Annotated in this window: 18 protein-coding genes and 1 tRNA gene; 5 read left to right on the forward strand and 14 right to left on the reverse strand. The window is 55.7% G+C overall.

The features are described from left to right. Window positions 1-3 precede the first annotated feature (3 nt). The 4 genes from rep to ABLV30_RS19325 form a co-directional block, all read right to left on the reverse strand. A complete protein-coding gene (gene rep, locus ABLV30_RS19310; RefSeq protein WP_014227450.1) occupies window positions 4-2,022 on the reverse strand; it encodes a DNA helicase Rep in 2,019 nt (672 codons plus the stop codon). 102 nt (window positions 2,023-2,124) lie between these two features. Beyond that, entirely contained in the window at window positions 2,125-2,853 is a 729-nt protein-coding gene (pnuC, locus tag ABLV30_RS19315) for a nicotinamide riboside transporter PnuC (protein WP_004097491.1), read from the reverse strand. Then, entirely contained in the window at window positions 2,853-3,602 is a 750-nt protein-coding gene (locus tag ABLV30_RS19320; RefSeq protein WP_004097486.1) for a nucleoside phosphorylase, read from the reverse strand. The genes pnuC and ABLV30_RS19320 overlap by 1 nt, the downstream gene beginning before the upstream one ends. A 24-nt stretch (window positions 3,603-3,626) precedes the next feature. Continuing rightward, complete coding sequence (locus ABLV30_RS19325) at window positions 3,627-4,331, reverse strand: Crp/Fnr family transcriptional regulator (protein ID WP_004097483.1); 705 nt, start codon at window positions 4,329-4,331, stop codon at window positions 3,627-3,629. Window positions 4,332-4,525: 194 nt separating this feature from the next. Between ABLV30_RS19325 and ppiC (ABLV30_RS19330) the strand changes: the two genes are divergently transcribed. Together ppiC (ABLV30_RS19330) and ppiC (ABLV30_RS19335) are read left to right on the forward strand one after the other, a co-directional pair. Further along, window positions 4,526-4,807, forward strand: coding sequence for a peptidylprolyl isomerase PpiC (gene ppiC, locus ABLV30_RS19330; protein ID WP_004127352.1), 282 nt, complete (start codon window positions 4,526-4,528; stop codon window positions 4,805-4,807). A gap of 52 nt (window positions 4,808-4,859) precedes the next feature. Further along, entirely contained in the window at window positions 4,860-5,141 is a 282-nt protein-coding gene (gene ppiC, locus ABLV30_RS19335) for a peptidylprolyl isomerase PpiC (protein WP_004097481.1), read from the forward strand. Window positions 5,142-5,233: 92 nt separating this feature from the next. Here ppiC (ABLV30_RS19335) and ABLV30_RS19340 read toward each other — a convergent pair. Further along, window positions 5,234-6,369, reverse strand: a protein-coding gene (locus ABLV30_RS19340) for an IS3-like element ISEc15 family transposase (protein WP_206743746.1) whose coding sequence is annotated in 2 segments (ribosomal slippage) — window positions 5,234-6,123 and window positions 6,123-6,369 — 1,137 coding nt in all. Because the reading frame shifts where the segments join, the coding sequence is not laid out codon by codon here. Between the two features lie 255 nt (window positions 6,370-6,624). Continuing rightward, window positions 6,625-8,100, reverse strand: a complete 1,476-nt coding sequence (ilvC, locus tag ABLV30_RS19345; protein ID WP_003018001.1) for a ketol-acid reductoisomerase — start codon at window positions 8,098-8,100, stop codon at window positions 6,625-6,627. A gap of 153 nt (window positions 8,101-8,253) precedes the next feature. On the opposite strand from ilvC, the gene ilvY reads away from it, so the two are divergent. Beyond that, entirely contained in the window at window positions 8,254-9,144 is an 891-nt protein-coding gene (ilvY, locus tag ABLV30_RS19350) for an HTH-type transcriptional activator IlvY (RefSeq protein WP_004097479.1), read from the forward strand. A gap of 56 nt (window positions 9,145-9,200) precedes the next feature. Here ilvY and ilvA read toward each other — a convergent pair whose 3' ends face one another. From ilvA to ilvL, 6 genes are all read right to left on the reverse strand, one after another. Continuing rightward, window positions 9,201-10,745: a threonine ammonia-lyase, biosynthetic gene (ilvA, locus tag ABLV30_RS19355; protein ID WP_014227448.1), complete on the reverse strand. Its 1,545-nt coding sequence runs from the start codon at window positions 10,743-10,745 to the stop codon at window positions 9,201-9,203. A gap of 2 nt (window positions 10,746-10,747) precedes the next feature. Then, a complete protein-coding gene (ilvD, locus tag ABLV30_RS19360; protein WP_064406523.1) occupies window positions 10,748-12,598 on the reverse strand; it encodes a dihydroxy-acid dehydratase in 1,851 nt (616 codons plus the stop codon). A 61-nt stretch (window positions 12,599-12,659) separates the two neighbouring features. Continuing rightward, window positions 12,660-13,589 carry a branched-chain amino acid transaminase gene (locus tag ABLV30_RS19365; RefSeq protein WP_004097473.1) on the reverse strand — a complete coding sequence of 310 codons (930 nt, stop codon included), beginning with the start codon at window positions 13,587-13,589 and terminating at the stop codon, window positions 12,660-12,662. 16 nt (window positions 13,590-13,605) lie between these two features. Then, entirely contained in the window at window positions 13,606-13,863 is a 258-nt protein-coding gene (gene ilvM / locus ABLV30_RS19370; RefSeq protein WP_004097471.1) for an acetolactate synthase 2 small subunit, read from the reverse strand. Next, window positions 13,860-15,506, reverse strand: a complete 1,647-nt coding sequence (gene ilvG, locus ABLV30_RS19375; RefSeq protein ID WP_265802059.1) for an acetolactate synthase 2 catalytic subunit — start codon at window positions 15,504-15,506, stop codon at window positions 13,860-13,862. The genes ilvM and ilvG overlap by 4 nt, the downstream gene beginning before the upstream one ends. Window positions 15,507-15,645: 139 nt before the next feature. After that, a complete protein-coding gene (ilvL, locus tag ABLV30_RS19380; protein ID WP_001311244.1) occupies window positions 15,646-15,744 on the reverse strand; it encodes an ilv operon leader peptide in 99 nt (32 codons plus the stop codon). A gap of 350 nt (window positions 15,745-16,094) precedes the next feature. On the opposite strand from ilvL, the gene ABLV30_RS19385 reads away from it, so the two are divergent. Continuing rightward, entirely contained in the window at window positions 16,095-17,615 is a 1,521-nt protein-coding gene (locus tag ABLV30_RS19385; protein WP_025108421.1) for a YifB family Mg chelatase-like AAA ATPase, read from the forward strand. A gap of 23 nt (window positions 17,616-17,638) precedes the next feature. On the opposite strand, the gene ABLV30_RS19390 is transcribed toward ABLV30_RS19385, so the two are convergent. Further along, window positions 17,639-17,977 (reverse strand): DUF413 domain-containing protein, encoded by a 339-nt coding sequence (locus ABLV30_RS19390; RefSeq protein WP_004097464.1) that lies wholly within the window; start codon window positions 17,975-17,977, stop codon window positions 17,639-17,641. A gap of 118 nt (window positions 17,978-18,095) precedes the next feature. On the opposite strand from ABLV30_RS19390, the gene hdfR reads away from it, so the two are divergent. Continuing rightward, the gene (hdfR, locus tag ABLV30_RS19395) at window positions 18,096-18,917 is read left to right on the forward strand and encodes an HTH-type transcriptional regulator HdfR (protein ID WP_265802057.1); all 822 of its coding nucleotides are present in this window, start codon (window positions 18,096-18,098) and stop codon (window positions 18,915-18,917) included. Window positions 18,918-18,998: 81 nt separating this feature from the next. Here the strand turns inward: hdfR and ABLV30_RS19400 are convergent. Then, window positions 18,999-19,074, reverse strand: a tRNA-Trp gene (locus ABLV30_RS19400). Window positions 19,075-19,180 lie beyond the last annotated feature (106 nt).

Raw genomic sequence — 19,180 nt, forward strand, 5'->3', positions numbered from 1 at the left:
CCGCTATTTACGCGCTTTCGCCAGCATCGCCCGGATGTTGGCGACGTTCGCCTGGCCTTTATGCATGCGCTCTTCCGGCGAAATCACTTTGCGCTCCTGCTCCCAAATCAGGTCGTCCTGCGGCAGTTCCAGCAGGAAACGGCTCGGCTCCGGCCGCACCAGCTCGCCGTACTGACGGCGCTCTTTGCACAGGGTAAAAGTCAGCTCTTTCTGCGCACGGGTGATACCCACGTAGGCAAGACGGCGCTCTTCATCGACGTTGTCTTCATCAATGCTGCTCTGGTGCGGCAGCAGCCCCTCTTCCATACCAACCAGGTAGACGTAGGGGAACTCCAGCCCCTTTGACGCGTGAAGCGTCATCAGCTGCACCTGATCCGTCTCCTCATCCGACTCGCCGCGCTCCATCATATCGCGCAGGGTAAAGCGGGTAACGACCTGAGTGAGCGTCATCGGTTCATCGATCTCGCTGCCTTCGAGCATTTCGGTCATCCACGTGAACAGCGTATTGACGTTTTTCATCCGCATTTCGGCGGCTTTCGGGCTGGGCGAGGTCTCATAGAGCCAGGATTCATAATCCACGCCGCGGATCAGATCGCGGACGGCGGCAATCGGTTCACGCTCTGAAAGCTGCTGGATCTCCCGCAGCCAGTGGGTAAAGCGGGTCAAAGACTCATAGCCGCGTCCGTTCAGGGTCTGGGTCAGGCCCATATCGAAGCTGGCGGTAAACATGCTTTTATTGCGCCCCATCGCCCATTCACCCAGCTTTTTCAGCGTCGCCGAACCAATTTCACGCTTTGGCGTATTGACGATGCGCATGAAAGCGCTGTCATCATCGGGATTAGTCAGCACGCGCAGATAGGCCAGCAGGTCTTTAATTTCCGGGCGGGAAAAGAACGACGTGCCGCCGGAAATTTTGTACGGGATGCGGTTCTGCATCAGCATCTTTTCAAAAACCCGCGACTGATGGTTGCCGCGATACAGAATCGCGTAGTCCTTATAGGCAGTTTTATTAATAAAGTGATGCGCGATCAGTTCACCGGCAACGCGCTCCGCCTCATGGTCTTCGTTATTGGCAGAGAGCACCTTCAGCTCTACGCCATAGCCCAGTTCGGAAAACAGACGCTTCTCGAAAACGTGTGGGTTATTGGCAATCAGGATGTTAGCCGCCTTCAGGATGCGCCCGGAAGAACGGTAGTTTTGCTCCAGCTTGATCACCTGCAGCGCCGGGAAATCCTGGCTTAGCAGGACCAGGTTCTGCGGCCGCGCGCCGCGCCAGGAGTAGATCGACTGATCGTCATCGCCGACCACGGTAAAGCGCGCCCGCTGTCCCACCAGCAGTTTCACCAGCTCGTACTGGCTGGTGTTGGTGTCCTGGTATTCATCCACCAGCAGATAGCGAATCTTATTCTGCCAGCGCTCCCGCACCTCTTCGTTGCGCTGCAGCAGCAGCGTTGGCAGCAGGATCAGATCGTCAAAGTCTAGTACGTTGCAGGCTTTCATGTGCGCGTCGTACAGCCCGTAGCAGTGAGCAAAGATCCGATCCCGCTCCCCTTTCGCCCCAGCGGCGGCCTGAGCAGGGGTTTGCAGATCGTTTTTCCAGTTGGAGATCGTCGAGATCAGCTGCTGAAGCACCACTTTATCGTCTTCGATCAGCCCTTCGGTGAGCTCTTTTAACAGCGCCACCTGGTCGGTATCGTCGAACAGCGAGAAGTTTGATTTCATCCCTAACGCGGCGTATTCGCGTTTGATGATATCCAGCCCCAGCGTGTGGAAGGTGGAAATCATCAGGCCGCGCGCCTCTTTGCGTCCCAGCGTTTGCCCGACGCGCTCTTTCATTTCGCGCGCCGCCTTGTTGGTAAAGGTGACCGCCGCGATATGACGCGCCTGATAGCCGCAGCCGCGGATCAGGTGGGCGATTTTATTGGTAATCACGCGGGTCTTACCGGAACCGGCACCCGCCAGCACCAGGCACGGTCCGGTAACGAATTCGACGGCTTGTTGTTGGCCAGGATTTAAACGCATGGGAGTCTTTTGCTCAATCTTCGAACGGGGTGGGGATTGTAGCAGAAAGAGGGGCACAGAGAGCAACAGGCTGCCCATTCAGGCAGCCTGGAAATCGGTCAATCAGGATGCGGCCGCGGCAAGCGGCGTATAGCCGTTACGCTGTGCGCTCTTGATCCAGCTGTATGAACCCATTACCGCGATCGCCGTCAGCAGGACATACTCAAGCGACATGGCGTAAACGCCCTGTACCGCGTAGATAACCACGCTAATCACGTCGATAACCACCCACAGCAGCCAGTTTTCGACGAATTTACGCGTCATCAGCACCATGGCGGCAATCGACAACACCAGCATGGTGGAATCCCAGAACGGGAAGGCGTCGGGCTGGAGGTCGGGCATCGCGACCTGCATACCGAACGTTTGCAGCAGAGCAATCATGATACGAGTGAGCGTCGCGAACACCGGATCGATAAACAGCGTCATCAGCACAATCGCCACCGCGCAGACGCCGCCCAGCGCCAGCGTTTGCTGACGGGAAAGCCAGCGTACCTTGAGCGCGGCCTCCTGCGCCTCGTTTTGCCGGCTCCACGCGTACCAGCCGTAAATATTGGCAGCGAAGAAAAAGACCTGCAGCAGCAGGCTGGCATAGAGCTGGATCTGGAAAAAGATCGCCGCAAACAGCGTGACGTTAATCAGGCCAAACAGATAGTTGATGATTTTTTCCCGGCTGGCGCACCAGATGCACAGCAGGCCGAATACGGTACCGATAGCCTCAATCCACGATAGCGCATAGCCGCCTTCGCCGAGAGGAATGTTGACCATCACATTGTTAATGCTAAAAAAGTCCATCACAAACCTCCTTGCTGGCTAGCGGAATAAATGGCGCGCAGCGCCAGGGTAATTTGCCGTTCTTCGCCCTGCTGGCACAGCGCCTCCTGCTGGACATAATCATTGATGCTGCTATCCAGGCAACCGTTGTGGGCAACAACCACGTTGAGTAATGATGCCGTACGTAGGCCGCGCAGCGCGCCGATAGTCATCAGAGCGGCGCTCTCCATATCCGCACCCAGAACGCCTCGCGCCGACCACTGCGCATCCAGTTCCGCCTCACGATCGGTATAGAAACTGTCGTGGCTGCGCACCAGCCCGCACGCGGCGGGGATGTTCATTTGCCGCGCCTGCGCCACCAGTTCCCAGGTCAGCAGCGGGTCGGCGCAGGCCGGATAGCCCGCCGGCGCATAGGTTCGGCTGGTACCATCATCCATCACCGCAGCGTGAGCGATAATCACATCGCCGAGCGCAAGATTATCCTGCAATGCGCCGCAGCTGCCGATACGAATCAGGGTTGTTACGCCAATCTGGCGCAGCTCTTCAATGGCGATCGCCGTGGAGGGTCCGCCGATGCCGGTGGAGAGCACCAAAATCTCGATGCCCTGATACCAGCCGCGCGCGGCGCGAAACTCCCGGTTCTGACCGAGCAGCTGTGGATTATCAAGAAAATTGACGATGCGGTCGACCCTCTGCGGGTCGCCCGGCAGCAGCGCGTACCGCGCGCCGGTCATCTCTTTGCTTAACTGGATATGGGGTTGCAGCGACATTCTCCCGCCTCCTTACTCTTGCGGTTATCCGATATCAGCCTCCTGCTTCAGTTTTTCAGGAGCTAACAACACAATGCGTTCACCATCGGTATCAATAATCTGTAGCGCTTTCAGGTCATGCAAAATACGGTTAATGCTGCGGGTCGTCGCCGCGAACTCCTGACTAAGATTCTGCTTATCCAGCAAGATTTCATTCGCGCCATCCTGTTGATAACGCAGCCATAGCGCCTGACACACCCGCTGATGCAGCGAGTAGAGATTGTCGCTGCTGGCCTTTTTCGATAGCTGATAATATTGCTGGCTAAAGAAGCGCAGCATCCGCTGGTTAAAGTGGTTATCCAGCGCCAGCCAGCGGCAGAAATGTTCCTGCGACAGGCTCAGGAGCTGCACATGGTCCACCGCCACCACCGAGCAGATGTAATGACGCGACTCAAAGATCTCGAGTTCGCCCACCATGTCGCCTTTACGGTAGCGGGCCTGGCGGTAGCGGCGCCCGTCTTCAGCCTCATAGAAAACGTCTACCTCACCGGCGATAATCAGCGAAAAACGCTGGCACACTTCCCCCTGTCGGCAGATAAAATCACCGCGCGGAATGTCTTCGAAGCGCCAGCGCCGCATGATCTCCAGAGGACAATATTTCAGTAATTCATAGAGCAGCGGATCGCGCACAATCTCGCTCAGCCCGGAAAGCCAGCCGACTGAAAATTCAGGTTTTTTCATTGTATCCATGTTATCTCGCTCCACGACGATAAGGACAGGACGGCTGTCCCCGGCCAGAGGGAAAACGCCGAAGAAAAGTGTTGCCCATCTCCCGCTTCCGTCTATCAGGCGAGACACCTGTCCCGCGATGGCGAAGAGTATAGGTCCGCGACCAAAGCGGATGGTAAAGTAACGGGATATCTTTGAGACATGAGAGCAAAATAATGGCAAAGAGCGCAGCAGCCCTGCATATCCTGGTAAAAGAAGAGAAGCTGGCGCAAGAGATCCTCGCCAAACTGGAACGTGGCGTGAGCTTCGATCATCTGGCAAAGCGCTATTCAAAGTGCCCATCCGGACGCAACGGCGGCGATCTCGGGGAGTTTAATCAAGGCGTTATGGTCGGGCCGTTCGATAAGGCGGTCTTCAGCTGCCCGCTGCTCAAGCCTTACGGACCGGTCAAAACCAAATTCGGCTACCACATCATTAAGGTGCTGTATCGCCGCTAGCCCATGCTACTATTGCGCCCTGATTCATCTCCTATTCCATCAAGGTACGATCATGGCAAAAACGGCAGCAGCACTGCATATCCTGGTTAAAGAAGAGCAGCTGGCACTGGATCTTCTGGAGCAAATTAAAAACGGCGCCGATTTCGGTAAACTGGCGAAGAAGCACTCGATCTGCCCGTCAGGCAAACGCGGTGGCGATTTAGGTGAATTCCGCCAGGGCCAGATGGTGCCGGCGTTTGATAAAGTCGTCTTCTCCTGCCCGGTGCTGGAGCCGACCGGCCCGCTGCACACCCAGTTTGGTTATCACATCATCAAGGTGCTGTACCGCAATTAAAAAAACCGGTGTCTTATTGAACTGACCCCATAATGTTGGACGGTTTATATCAAGCGGTGGAGTGACCACGCTCTGGTAGACAGTTTCTGTCCTCACGGCGAGGCCTTTTCGAAGGCCTCCGGGCTGACGCCACCGAGGTGGCTGTGGCGTCGGTTACGGTTGTAGAACACTTCAATGTAATCGAAAATATCCGCCCGGGCCATGTCCCGGGTTTTATATATCCGCTTCCTGATGCGCTCTTTTTTGAGTGAACTGAAGAACGACTCTGCCACTGCATTATCCCAGCAGTTGCCACGACGGCTCATGCTCGGTACCAGATTATTGGCCCGGCAGAACCGCTGCCAGTCATCACTGCCATACTGACTGCCCTGATCGCTGTGCACAATGACGTTTTCTTCAGGTTTACGTCGCCAGACCGCCATCAGCAGCGCATCCAGTGCCAGCTCGCGTGACAGTATTGGCTTCATCGACCAGCCCACCACATTACGGGCAAAAAGATCGATAACCACTGCCAGGTACAGCCAGCCCTGCCAGGTGCGGATGTAGGTGATGTCGGTGACCCACACCTGATTGGGCTTCACTACAGTAAATTCACGCCGCACGCGATTGGGCGCTATCAGTGACGGTCGTCCTCGGGTTCCGCGTGGCACTTTATAACCATGTATAGCCTGGATCCTGTTTTTCCTCATGATTTTGGCAACCCGGTTTCTGCTGCACACTTCGCCAATTTCGCGAAGGTCGCCATGAACCCTGCGATAACCGTAAACTCCACCACTCAGCGTATAGGAGTCGCGGATGAGTTCCAGCAGTCGCTGGTTATCCTTTTCTCCGGCGGATACAGGGTGATGGAGCCAGACATAAAATCCGGCACGGGCAACCTTAAGGACCCGACACATCGTAACAATCGACCAGATTTCACGGTGATCGTTGATAAAGCGATACTTCAGTCGGGCTCCCTTGCAAAGTACCGCGCTGCCTTTTTCAGAATATCCCGCTCTTCCTCAGTGCGTTTAAGCTGTGCTTTCAGCCTGAGAATTTCTGTTCTGGCATCAAGTAAATCCTGTGCCTGTTGTCCACTGTTGTCAGGCTTAACAGCCCGGAGCCATTTATAAAGGCTGTGCGCCGACACGCCGAGCCGTTCAGATACTTCAGCGATGGAATAGCCCCGCTCGGTGATCTGGCGGACAGCCTCTTCCTTAAATTCAGGGGTAAAACGTGGTGTGCCCATAGACTCCTCCTATGCTCAAACTATAGGGCAGATTTGTCTACGGGCTCGGGGGCACTCCACCTTACTTCGTTGGGAGTCCAACTTTTTGGGTGCAGTTCATCTTATTGCACCGGTTTTTTATCTCACAGCTTTCCCCTAAGGATTTCAGCTTGCAGGAAGGCGGCAAGTGAGTACAGCCCCAGGAGCATAGATAACTATGTGACTGGGGTGTACGAACGCAGCCAACGCATCTGCAAGTTGAAAGACGACGGGGAATTAGCCCGCTACCGCAATGCGTTTCATGTCGGTCATATAGCCGCGCAGTTTCTTACCAACCTGCTCGATAGCGTGGCTGCGAATGGCTTCGTTCACGTCGCGCAGCTGAGCGTTGTCTACCGCGCCTTCGGCAATCGCTTTGCCCAGGTCGCCGGTCTGCAGGGTGGTCATGAACTCTTTCAGCAGCGGTACGCAAGCGTAAGAGAACAGGTAGTTACCGTATTCAGCGGTATCGGAGATAACCACGTTCATTTCGTACAGACGCTTACGAGCGATGGTGTTGGCGATCAGCGGCAGCTCGTGCAGTGATTCGTAGTAAGCGGACTCTTCGATGATGCCGGAATCCACCATGGTTTCAAACGCCAGCTCAACGCCCGCTTTCACCATTGCGATCATCAGAACGCCTTTATCGAAGTACTCCTGCTCGCCAATTTTACCTTCAAACTGCGGTGCGGTTTCGAACGCGGTTTTGCCGGTCTCTTCACGCCAGGTCAGCAGTTTTTTATCGTCGTTGGCCCAGTCAGCCATCATGCCGGAGGAGAATTCACCGGAGATGATGTCATCCATATGCTTCTGGAACAGCGGCGCCATAATCTCTTTCAGCTGTTCGGACAGCGCGTAAGCACGCAGCTTAGCCGGGTTAGACAGACGATCCATCATCAGAGTGATACCGCCCTGCTTCAGCGCTTCGGTGATGGTTTCCCAGCCGAACTGAATCAGTTTTTCGGCGTATGCCGGGTCGGTACCCTCTTCCACCAGCTTATCGAAGCACAGCAGAGAACCGGCCTGCAGCATACCGCAGAGGATGGTCTGCTCGCCCATCAGGTCGGATTTCACTTCGGCAACGAAGGACGATTCCAGCACGCCCGCACGGTGACCGCCGGTCGCCGCAGCCCAGGCTTTAGCAATGGCCATACCTTCGCCTTTCGGATCGTTTTCCGGGTGAACCGCGATCAGGGTCGGAACGCCGAAACCGCGTTTGTACTCTTCACGTACTTCGGTACCCGGGCACTTCGGCGCCACCATCACGACGGTGATATCTTTACGGATCTGCTCGCCAACTTCCACGATGTTGAAGCCGTGAGAGTAGCCCAGCGCCGCGCCGTCTTTCATCAGCGGCTGAACGGAACGTACAACGTCAGAGTGCTGTTTGTCCGGCGTCAGGTTAACCACCAGATCGGCCTGCGGGATCAGCTCTTCGTAGGTACCCACCTTGAAGCCGTTTTCGGTTGCTTTGCGCCATGATGCGCGCTTTTCGGCAATCGCTTCTTTACGCAGCGCGTAGGAGATATCCAGACCGGAGTCGCGCATGTTCAGACCCTGGTTCAGGCCCTGAGCGCCACAGCCGACGATGACCACTTTTTTACCCTGAAGGTAGCTTGCGCCATCGGCGAATTCGTCGCGCCCCATAAAGCGACATTTGCCCAGCTGCGCCAGCTGCTGGCGCAGGTTCAGTGTATTAAAGTAGTTAGCCATGGTGATACCTCGTGATGTTGTGTGTCTTATTTTGTTCGGTTCGCCTTTCAGCGAGAATGTACCCACATTACAACAGGAAATTTATTGCGGAAATTGATATATTCACAACGTCACGTTGCAATTTCTGCAATGTAAAATCGTGGAGTGCCGCCGGTGGATTTACGCGATCTGAAAACCTTCCTGCATCTGGCTGAAAGCCGCCATTTTGGCCGCAGCGCGCGGGCGATGCACGTCAGCCCCTCCACGCTTTCCCGACAAATTCAGCGCCTGGAGGAAGACCTCGGGCAGCCGCTGTTTGTCCGTGATAACCGCACGGTAACGCTTACCGAAGCGGGAGAAGAGCTACGAACGTTTGCCCAGCAGACGCTGTTGCAGTATCAGCAGCTGCGCCACACTATCGATCAGCAAGGTCCGTCGCTGTCGGGCGAACTGCATATCTTCTGTTCGGTGACGGCCGCTTATAGCCATCTGCCGCCGATTCTCGATCGGTTCCGCGCCGAGCATCCCTCGGTGGAAATAAAGCTCACCACCGGCGATGCCGCTGATGCGATGGAAAAAGTGGTGACGGGTGAGGCCGATCTGGCGATTGCCGGGAAACCGGAAACGCTGCCCGGCGCGGTGGCTTTTTCCATGCTGGAGAATCTGGCGGTGGTGCTGATCGCCCCGGCGCTGCCTTGTCCGGTTCGTAACCAGGTCTCAGTGGAGAAGCCTGACTGGGCAACGGTACCCTTTATTATGGCCGACCAGGGCCCCGTGCGTCGCCGCATTGAGCTATGGTTTCGCCGCCATAAAATCAGTAATCCGTCAATTTACGCCACGGTGGGCGGGCATGAAGCCATGGTCTCCATGGTGGCGCTCGGCTGCGGCGTCGCGCTGCTGCCGGAGGTGGTGCTGGAAAACAGCCCTGAGCCAGTGCGCAATCGCGTGATGATTCTGGAGCGTAGCGACGAGAAAACCCCGTTTGAGCTGGGCGTCTGCGCGCCAAAAAAGCGGCTGCATGAGCCGCTGATTAATGCGTTCTGGAATTTGCTGCCTGGCCACTAATGCCGGGCCTGCTCAGGCCTACAGCCCGACCGCAGGCCTGACAAGCACAGCGCTTCTTAACCGGCGAGGAAGAACCTGAACGCTGGATTATTGCTCTCATCGTGGCAATCGTAGCCCAGCTCATGCAAGCGGGTTTCGAAGTCAGGCTCGTGATCGCCCAGTTCGAATGCCGCCAGCACGCGGCCGTAATCGGTACCGTGACTGCGATAGTGGAACAGAGAGATGTTCCAGTGGGTGCCCAGCGTATGCAGGAACTTCAGCAGCGCGCCGGGTGATTCCGGAAACTCGAAGCTGAATAAACGCTCCTGCAGCGGCTGCGACGGACGCCCGCCCACCATATAGCGCACGTGAAGCTTGGCCATTTCATCGTCAGAGAGATCCACTACGCTGTAGCCACCGTCGTGCAGCAGGTTGAGGATCTCTTTCCGCTCTTCCAGCCCCCGGCTCAGGCGCACGCCGACAAAAATGCAGGCATTTTTCGCATCCGCGAAGCGGTAGTTGAACTCGGTCACCGAACGGCCGCCCAGCAGCTGGCAGAACTTGAGGAAGCTGCCCTTCTCTTCCGGAATGGTGACCGCCAGCAGCGCTTCGCGCTGTTCCCCCAGTTCGCAGCGTTCGGAAACGTAGCGCAGGCCGTGGAAGTTGACGTTCGCGCCGGAAAGCACGTGCGCCAGGCGTTCGCCGCGAATATTATGCTGAGCGATATATTTTTTCATCCCCGCCAGCGCCAGCGCCCCGGAAGGTTCTGCTACCGCACGCACATCTTCAAACAGGTCTTTCATCGCCGCGCAGATGGCATCGCTATCGACGGTAACGATGTCGTCGAGATACTCCTGGCACAGACGGAAAGTCTCATCGCCGATGCGTTTCACCGCCACGCCTTCGGCAAAAAGCCCAACGCGGGGTAAATCGACCGGATGACCCGCATCCAGCGCGGCTTTCAGACAGGCAGAATCCTCGGCCTCAACCGCAATGACTTTGATCTGCGGCATCAGCTGTTTGATCAGCACCGCCACGCCGGCCGCGAGACCGCCGCCGCCGACCGGGACAAATACGCGATCGATATGGGCATCCTGCTGCAGCAGCTCCAGCGCCAGCGTCCCCTGCCCGGCAATCACCATCGGATGGTCGAAGGGCGGAACCCAGGTGAACCCCTGCTGCTGCGCCAGTTCGATGGCTTTGGCCTTGGCTTCATCGAAATTCGCGCCGTGCAGCAGCACTTCGCCGCCGAAGCCGCGCACCGCATCAACTTTGATATCCGCGGTGGCGGTTGGCATAACGATGAGCGCCTTCACGCCCAGGCGAGATGCCGAGAAAGCCACGCCCTGCGCATGATTACCCGCCGAAGCGGTAATCACGCCATGCGATTTTTGCTCTTCCGTCAGGCCCGCCATCATCGCGTAGGCTCCGCGCAGCTTAAAGCTGTGCACCGGCTGACGATCTTCACGCTTCACCAGCACAACGTTATCGAGGCGCGACGAGAGCTTTTCCATTTTTTGCAGCGGCGTGATCTGCGCGGCTTCGTATACCGGCGCGCGCAGTACCGCTCTGAGGTATTCCGCCCCCTCGGGGGCGGCGGAGAGGGGTTGAGACTCGGCCATCATTAACCCCCAAGTTTCGATTTATCGCGCACCGCGCCTTTGTCGGCGCTGGTTGCCAGGCTGGCATAGGCGCGAAGGGCAAAGGAAACCTGACGCTCGCGATCTTTCGGCGTCCATGCTTTATCACCGCGCGCTTCCTGAGCTTCGCGGCGCGCCGCAATCTCGGCATCGCTCAGCTGCAGCTGAATGCCGCGGTTCGGGATATCGATAGCAATCATGTCGCCATCTTCAATGATCGCGATATTGCCACCGCTGGCCGCTTCCGGAGAAACGTGACCAATAGAGAGACCCGAGGTACCGCCGGAGAAGCGTCCGTCGGTAATCAGCGCACAGGCTTTACCCAAGCCCATTGATTTCAGGAAGGTCGTCGGGTAGAGCATCTCCTGCATCCCCGGCCCGCCTTTCGGCCCTTCATAGCGGATGACGACTACGTCACCGGCGACCACCTTGCCGCCGAGGATCGCATCCACAGCCGCGTCCTGGCTTTCGTATACCTTCGCCGGGCCGGTAAACTTGAGGATACTGTCGTCAACGCCGGCGGTTTTCACGATACAGCCGTTCTCGGCAAAGTTGCCGTACAGAACCGCCAGACCACCGTCCTTGCTGTAAGCATGTTCCAGCGAGCGGATACAGCCTTCTGCGCGATCGTCATCCAGGGTGTCCCAACGGCAGTTCTGAGAGAAAGCCTGCGTTGTGCGGATACCCGCAGGGCCAGCGCGGAACATCTTCTTAACCGCTTCATCCCGCGTGACGGTGATATCGTACTGCTCCAGCGTCTGCGGCAGGGACAAACCAAGCACGTTTTTCACATCGCGGTTCAGCAGCCCGGCACGATCCAGTTCACCTAAAATACCCAATACGCCGCCCGCGCGATGCACGTCTTCCATATGATATTTCTGCGTACTTGGCGCGACCTTACACAGCTGCGGCACTTTGCGGGAAAGTTTATCGATATCGCTCATGGTGAAGTCGATTTCCGCTTCCTGCGCCGCCGCCAGCAGATGCAGTACGGTATTGGTGGAACCGCCCATGGCGATATCCAGCGTCATGGCGTTTTCAAACGCCGCCTTATTGGCGATATTACGCGGCAGCGCAGAGGCATCGTCCTGCTCGTAATAGCGTTTAGTCAGCTCAACAATACGTGAGCCCGCATTGAGGAACAGCTGTTTACGATCGGCGTGAGTCGCCAGCAGCGAGCCGTTGCCCGGCTGCGACAGGCCCAGCGCTTCGGTCAGGCAGTTCATGGAGTTCGCGGTGAACATTCCCGAACAAGAGCCGCACGTCGGGCAGGCGGAACGCTCAACCTGATTACTCTGATCGTCGGAGACTTTCGGGTCAGCGCCCTGAATCATCGCGTCAACGAGGTCGAGTTTAATGATTTGATCGGACAGTTTGGTTTTCCCGGCTTCCATCGGGCCACCGGAAACAAAAATGACCGGAATATTCAGGCGCAGAGACGCCATTAACATCCCCGGGGTGATTTTGTCGCAGTTGGAGATACAGACCATCGCATCAGCACAGTGGGCGTTAACCATATACTCAACCGAGTCGGCGATCAGTTCGCGGGATGGCAGTGAATAAAGCATACCCCCGTGGCCCATCGCGATCCCATCATCCACCGCAATGGTGTTGAATTCTTTGGCGACGCCGCCAGCGGCCTCGATTTGCTCAGCAACCAGTTTGCCGAGATCGCGCAGGTGAACGTGGCCCGGCACGAACTGGGTGAAAGAGTTCACCACGGCGATAATCGGCTTACCGAAATCATCGTCGGTCATTCCAGTGGCGCGCCACAGCGCGCGGGCACCCGCCATATTACGGCCGTGAGTGGTTGTGGCGGAACGGTACTTAGGCATGCTTTAGTTACTCCCAGTTTCGGTGAAATGGGGCGTTGCGTGTCGCCCCATTTTTTTATGCTTATTGATTAACCTGATCCAACCAGCCCCATTTATCCTCGGTTTCACCGGTGAAGAGGCCAAAGAATGCTTGCTGAATGCGCTTGGTGATCGGGCCGCAGCGGCCTTCACCCACCTGAATACCATCAACGCTGCGTACCGGCGTGATCTCTGCGGCAGTACCGGACATAAACACTTCGTCGGCCAGGTACAGGGACTCGCGGGACAATACCTGCTCGCGGACTTCCAGGCCGAGATCTTTCGCCAGCTTGATGATAGCGTCGCGGGTGATGCCAGGCAGCGCGGAAGAGGTGAACGGCGGGGTAAACAGCACGCCATCCTTCACTTCAAACAGGTTTTCACCGGCGCCTTCAGAGATGTAGCCGTTCACGTCCAGCGCGATACCTTCCTGATAGCCATGGCGACGCGCTTCGCTGCCGACCAGCAGCGAAGAGAGATAGTTACCGCCGGCTTTAGCCGCGGTCGGAATAGTGTTTGGCGCCGCGCGATTCCAGGAAGAAACCATCGCATCGATCCCCTGATCCAGCGCTTCGGCGCCCAGGTAGGCGCCCCACGGGAACGCCGCGATGATCACGTCAGTGTTATAGCCCGGAGGCGGGTTGACGCCCATGCCCACGTCGCCGACGAAGACTAACGGGCGGATATAGGCGCTGGTCAGACTGTTTTTACGAATGACTTCACGGCAGGCTTCCATCAGCTCATCAACGCTCTGAGAAACCGGGAAACGATAGATTTTTGCTGAGTCATGCAAACGCTGCATATGTTCACGGTGACGGAACACCACCGGTCCCTTGTGAGAGTCGTAGCAACGGATGCCTTCAAATACGGAAGTCCCGTAGTGCAGCGCATGGGACATCACGTGAACCTTCGCCTCGCCCCACGGAACCATCTCACCATTGAACCAAATGTAATCAGCTTTTTTCGTCGTCATTGTTCTTCCTTTGCGCTCAGGCGCGAATTTGTTGTGATGTAGGTTGCTGGATCTCGACGCAGGCGACGTCCACCAGTTTGCTTAATTGACTAAACAGTAATTCGACGGGCCGCTGGCTGGCAACGGTCAGTTCAATATTAATATTCCGGGCATCGGCGGCGGTTGCCATATTCATCGCGCAAATCTGGAACCCGCGATGGCGCACGACGCGCAGCACGCGTTCTAACGTTTCTGGATTAGAGCGAGCCTGCAAGGCGACCTGATGTTGCATCATGATAATTTCTCCAGCATTTCTGCATTACTGGCACCGGGCGGCACCAACGGCCAGACGTTCTCAAGTTCGTCGATTGAGACATGAAGCAGGTAAGGCCCCTGGCTCGAAAGCATGGTGTCGAGTGCCGCTTCAACCTGGTCTTTACGGGTGATGTGTTGACCAGGGATGCCGAAGGCGCTGGCCAGAGTAAGGAAATCGGGGTTATCGGTAAGGGTGGTTTCGCTATAACGTTCCTGAAAAAACAGCTGTTGCCATTGTCGAACCATTCCTAAACGCTGGTTGTCCAGTAAGACTATCTTCAGCGGCAGCTGCTTGCGTTTTACGGTGCCCAGCTCCTGCACGTTCATCATGAAGGAGCCGTCACCGGAGATACAGATAACCGTATCGTCTGGACGGGCCACCTGCGCGCCTACCGCTGCGGGCAAGCCGAAACCCATAGTGCCTAATCCGCTGGAAGTGATGAAATTCTCCGGGCGCGTATAGGTCATATGCTGCGCTGACCACATCTGATGCTGGCCCACATCGGTTGTCACGACGCAGTCTGCGGGTTTGCGATCGGAAAGCTGCTTCAGTAGCAGCGGGGCATAGATAGCGTCTCCCGGATGGTCGTAGCGCCAGGCATGCCCAGCGCGCAGCTGCGCATTACGTTGGCACCAGGCGTCGATAGACAGCGGCTGCTGGAGCGCGGGCAGCATCACATTCAAATCGCCGGTCAGGCCGATATGTGCCTGACGGAGCTTGTTCAGTTCAGCCGGATCGATATCCATATGGATAACTTTAGCGTGCGGGGCAAACGTATTCAGCTTGCCGGTGACGCGATCGTCAAAACGGGCGCCTACCGCGATCAGCAGGTCACATTCCTGTACTGCAAGGTTGGCCGCTTTAGTACCGTGCATCCCCAGCATGCCCAGATAGTAGGGATAATCCGCCGCTACCGCACCCAGCCCTTTCAGGGTAGACGTCACGGGCATTTGCGTAACGGCAAGAAATTCGCGCAGCGCCGGTACCGCCTGCGCCATCCCCACGCCGCCGCCAACGTATAACATCGGCTTCTGCGACTGGGTCAGCATCTGCAAAGCGTATTCGATATCCGCATATGGAAAATCAACGTCGTCGGCTACCATGGAAAAATGCGGATCGAGATCGCCCTGAGCCAGCTGGATATCCTTTGGGATATCGACCAGCACGGGACCGGGACGCCCGGAGTTTGCTACGTGGAAAGCTTCGGCAATGATGCGCGGCAGTTCTTCCAGCGACTGCACCAGGAAACTATGCTTGGTGCATGCCAGCGATAAACCGAGGACATCAACTTCCTGGAATGCGTCGGTGCCAATGAACGGGGCCGCAACCTGGCCGGTGATAGCAACAACGGGAACGGAATCAAGCAGCGCGTCGGCGAGGCCGGTGATCAGGTTGGTTGCGCCAGGCCCCGAAGTGGCGATACACACCCCGGTTTTGCCGGTAGCCCTGGCATAGCCAATAGCCGCCATAGCCGCACCCTGTTCATGCCGGCACAGTAGGTGTTCCACGCCGCCGTCATACAATGCATCGTAAACCGGCATAATTGCTCCACCCGGATAGCCAAAAACGGTATCGACTCCCTGTGCTCGCAAAGCATGTACCACCCACCGCGCCCCATTCATAGTTACTTCCCCGTCGTAGATCGAGAGAAACAGAATTTTATGCTACCAGCCATCGTCTGCTCCTCTTTTCTGTTTTTAAGTTATAAAAAAACCCCCGGACCTTTCGGTGCGGGGGTCTTAGTTCGTTAAGGCTTGTTTTTTAAGCCTTTCCTCGTCCAAGTGCAGCCCCGCACGGTGGGATAATAATCACCACCACGCTAATCACGACCAGGCTAATCACTCGTAGAAGGGCTGTCATTTTATGTTCTTTCTGGCTTCATGTTCGAAGGAATACCTAAAGAGGTACCACAGACTTCGCGTTAAACACAAGATTTTTTTATGACCTCATTTCTTACCTTGCTAACCATTTAAGAAAAAACAATTGTTTTTAATGGGAAAAATATGAAATGAAAATATTTCAATTTGTGGCGTACTCCACAGCTCTTTCTCATCTTGTTGCCTGATGACAGCATTTTACGAGCCGGCATCCATCACCAGTGCAAAGCGGAAATTGCCGGAAAATTGGCTGGGAGCAAGCATGCAGAATTTAATATTGCCGAATTACTCAACAGCAAATCCCCGACATAATCCCGGTTCTCAGGAGGTGTTATGTCACTCGCCATTGTTTACACCCGCGCCGCTCTCGGGATCGGTGCCCCGCTTATCACGGTTGAAGTTCATATCAGCAACGGGCTCCCAGGCCTGACAATGGTAGGACTGCCTGAAACAACGGTTAGAGAAGCGCGTGACCGGGTACGTAGTGCGATTATCAACAGCGGTTACGCTTATCCGGCGAAAAAAATCACCATCAATCTGGCCCCGGCCGATCTACCAAAAGAAGGGGGAAGATATGATTTACCTATCGCTCTCGCGCTTCTGGTGGCCTCAGAGCAGCTAAAGGCCCCCAGGCTAAATCAATATGAGTTTGTCGGCGAGCTGGCGCTTACAGGCGCTCTGCGTGGCGTTCCTGGGGCCATATCCAGCGCCATGGAAGCCATAAAAGCGGGGCGGAAGATTGTTATCTCTAATGAGAATTCTCCAGAGGTGGGGTTAATCGGCGGCAGTGACTGCCTTATCGCCACCGATCTCCAGGAAGTCTGCGCTTTTCTCGAAGGTCGACATACCCTGGCTAACCCCCTTCCAGAAGGGGAATATTCGGATGAAACATCGGTTGATCTGCGTGATGTTATTGGCCAGCGGCAGGGGAAACGAGCGCTGGAAATCATCGCTGCAGGTGGTCACAACCTGCTGATGATAGGCCCGCCCGGCACAGGAAAAACGATGCTCGCCAGTCGATTACCGGGACTACTGCCGCCGCTGAGTAATCAGGAAGCGCTGGAAAGCGCGGCAATACTTAGCCTGGTCGATTCCAGGCATGCCATGAAAAATTGGCGCCGCAGGCCCTTTCGTGCCCCGCATCATAGCGCCTCCCTGGCGGCCATGGTGGGCGGAGGCTCAATTCCGGCACCGGGAGAGATCTCCCTTGCCCATAACGGAGTCCTGTTCCTGGATGAGCTGCCTGAATTCGAACGCAGGGTGCTGGATGCGTTACGCGAACCCATTGAGTCAGGGGTTATCCATATCTCACGCACGCGCGCCAAAATCGATTATCCAGCCCGTTTCCAGCTTATTGCAGCGATGAATCCCAGCCCGACAGGACACTATCAGGGCCAGCATAATCGCGCTTCACCGGAACAGACGCTACGCTACCTGGGTCGTTTATCCGGCCCGTTTCTTGACCGATTCGATCTCTCCCTGGAGATCCCGCTTCCGCCGCCGGGGGTGCTCAGCCAGGGAACAAACGAAGAGGAAAGTAGCGCCTGCGTACGCCAACGTGTTCTGGCCGCACGCGAAAGGCAGCTATCGCGGCAGAAAAAACTTAACGCGCATCTGGGAAATGATGAGATGAAAATCTGCTGCCGGCTTCATAAAGATGACGCTGTCTGGCTGGAGCAGACGCTAATACAGCTCGGTCTTTCAATCCGCGCCTGGCAGCGCCTGATTAAAGTTTCCCGAACTATTGCCGATATTGAGGCAGTCGAACGCATCGAACGTCATCATTTGCAGGAGGCTCTCGGCTATCGGGCAATAGACAGAATGTTGAGCCATCTACAAAAAATGATGGCGTAAAAAAAGGGCTTACGCCCTTTTTCTTAATCATCGCTTTCTGTGTAATCTTCCGTACCTTCCACCTGCGGCTTGCCGCCGGACAGGGTATGGAAACGCTTCGGACGCTTAATGCGCGCCATGTACTTAATCCAGACGCGTTCTGCTTCCGTTGCGGGCTCACGTTCACCACGGCATACCGAAACAAACTGTTTTTCATCGTCGGTGACAGGCTCGCGTTTACCTAGTTCGAGTTCATTAAAGGCATAACCATGACGTTCCAGCAGTTGCGCCTCTTTGATGGTGAAATCTCCATGACGGGAAAACCCGCGCGGATAATTTTTATTGTCGAAAAAACGATTAGTTGTCGTAAAGCTTTCCGCCATCCTACACGCTCCTGATTCTTTGGCCGAGCTAATTATGGCGCGGAGTATTAGTTACGCTTGACAGAGCGTCAAACAAAACATTTAAATCATCACGACAAATAATTTTGCGGAGAAGAGTGTGGATACGGAATTGCTCAAGACTTTCCTTGAGGTGAGCAGAACTCGCCACTTTGGCCGAGCCGCAGAGGCGCTTTATCTGACGCAGTCAGCAGTTAGCTTTCGTATTCGTCAGCTGGAGAACCAGCTGGGGGTAAATCTTTTTACCCGTCATCGTAATAATATCCGTCTGACCTCAGCCGGAGAGAAACTGCTACCCTACGCCGAAACCCTGATGAATACCTGGCAAGCTGCGCGCAAGGAGGTCGCGAATTCTTCCCGCCATAATGAATTTTCGATCGGTGCCAGCGCTTCTCTGTGGGAATGCCTGCTTAATGGATGGCTGGGAAAGCTCTATACAGAGCCCTATAACCTACAGTTTGAGGCGCGGATTGCGCAGCGGCAATCGCTGGTCAAACAGCTGCACGAACGTCAGCTTGATCTCCTGATCACGACAGAATCGCCGAAGATGGATGAACTAAGCAGCCAGTTGCTGGGTAATTTTACCCTGGCGCTTTATTGTGCCTCTCCGGCTAAATACACAAATGAATTGAATTATTTACGCCTGGAATGGGGGCCCGATTTCCAACAAAACGAAGCGGGATTGATCGGAAATGATGATATTCCTCTGCTGACCACCAGTTCTGCCGAGTTAGCTTACCAACAGCTCAGCGCGCTTAAGGGCTGTACATGGCTGCCCGTGCTCTGGGCACAGGGGAAAAATAATCTGCATACGGTGACCGACAGTGCGACGCTTTCAAGGCCTCTCTATGCGATTTGGCTACAGAACAGCGATAAACAAGCGCAGATTCGGGAGATCCTGAAGCACAATATATTGGGATAAACGCACTCCTCCAGGGATGGAGGACGATCGGCGGGAAATTTAAAGCAAAAAAAATCCTTTGCCTGAGCAAAGGATTATATATGGCAGGGGCGGAGAGACTCGAACTCGCGACACCCGGTTTTGGAGACCGGTGCTCTACCAACTGAGCTACGCCCCTAAAGTTTCTTATCATTAAGCCTGCTTAATCAGCAGGCTTAATTTTTTAATAAGTGGCGGAACGGACGGGACTCGAACCCGCGACCCCCTGCGTGACAGGCAGGTAT

This window comes from Klebsiella sp. CN_Kp113 (genome assembly GCF_040064585.1).
Classification (GTDB): domain Bacteria; phylum Pseudomonadota; class Gammaproteobacteria; order Enterobacterales; family Enterobacteriaceae; genus Klebsiella; species Klebsiella michiganensis.

Excerpts from the sequence above, each read along its gene's own strand:
- rep (WP_014227450.1), bottom strand. The coding sequence starts at position 2,022 with ATGCGTTTAAATCCTGGCCAACAACAAGCCGTCGAATTCGTTACCGGA.
- pnuC (WP_004097491.1), bottom strand. The coding sequence starts at position 2,853 with ATGGACTTTTTTAGCATTAACAATGTGATGGTCAACATTCCTCTCGGC.
- ABLV30_RS19320 (WP_004097486.1), bottom strand. The coding sequence starts at position 3,602 with ATGTCGCTGCAACCCCATATCCAGTTAAGCAAAGAGATGACCGGCGCG.
- ABLV30_RS19325 (WP_004097483.1), bottom strand. The coding sequence starts at position 4,331 with ATGGATACAATGAAAAAACCTGAATTTTCAGTCGGCTGGCTTTCCGGG.
- ppiC (WP_004127352.1), top strand. The coding sequence starts at position 4,526 with ATGGCAAAGAGCGCAGCAGCCCTGCATATCCTGGTAAAAGAAGAGAAG.
- ppiC (WP_004097481.1), top strand. The coding sequence starts at position 4,860 with ATGGCAAAAACGGCAGCAGCACTGCATATCCTGGTTAAAGAAGAGCAG.
- ilvC (WP_003018001.1), bottom strand. The coding sequence starts at position 8,100 with ATGGCTAACTACTTTAATACACTGAACCTGCGCCAGCAGCTGGCGCAG.
- ilvA (WP_014227448.1), bottom strand. The coding sequence starts at position 10,745 with ATGGCCGAGTCTCAACCCCTCTCCGCCGCCCCCGAGGGGGCGGAATAC.
- ilvD (WP_064406523.1), bottom strand. The coding sequence starts at position 12,598 with ATGCCTAAGTACCGTTCCGCCACAACCACTCACGGCCGTAATATGGCG.
- ABLV30_RS19365 (WP_004097473.1), bottom strand. The coding sequence starts at position 13,589 with ATGACGACGAAAAAAGCTGATTACATTTGGTTCAATGGTGAGATGGTT.
- ilvM (WP_004097471.1), bottom strand. The coding sequence starts at position 13,863 with ATGATGCAACATCAGGTCGCCTTGCAGGCTCGCTCTAATCCAGAAACG.
- ilvG (WP_265802059.1), bottom strand. The coding sequence starts at position 15,506 with ATGAATGGGGCGCGGTGGGTGGTACATGCTTTGCGAGCACAGGGAGTC.
- ilvL (WP_001311244.1), bottom strand. The coding sequence starts at position 15,744 with ATGACAGCCCTTCTACGAGTGATTAGCCTGGTCGTGATTAGCGTGGTG.
- ABLV30_RS19385 (WP_025108421.1), top strand. The coding sequence starts at position 16,095 with ATGTCACTCGCCATTGTTTACACCCGCGCCGCTCTCGGGATCGGTGCC.
- ABLV30_RS19390 (WP_004097464.1), bottom strand. The coding sequence starts at position 17,977 with ATGGCGGAAAGCTTTACGACAACTAATCGTTTTTTCGACAATAAAAAT.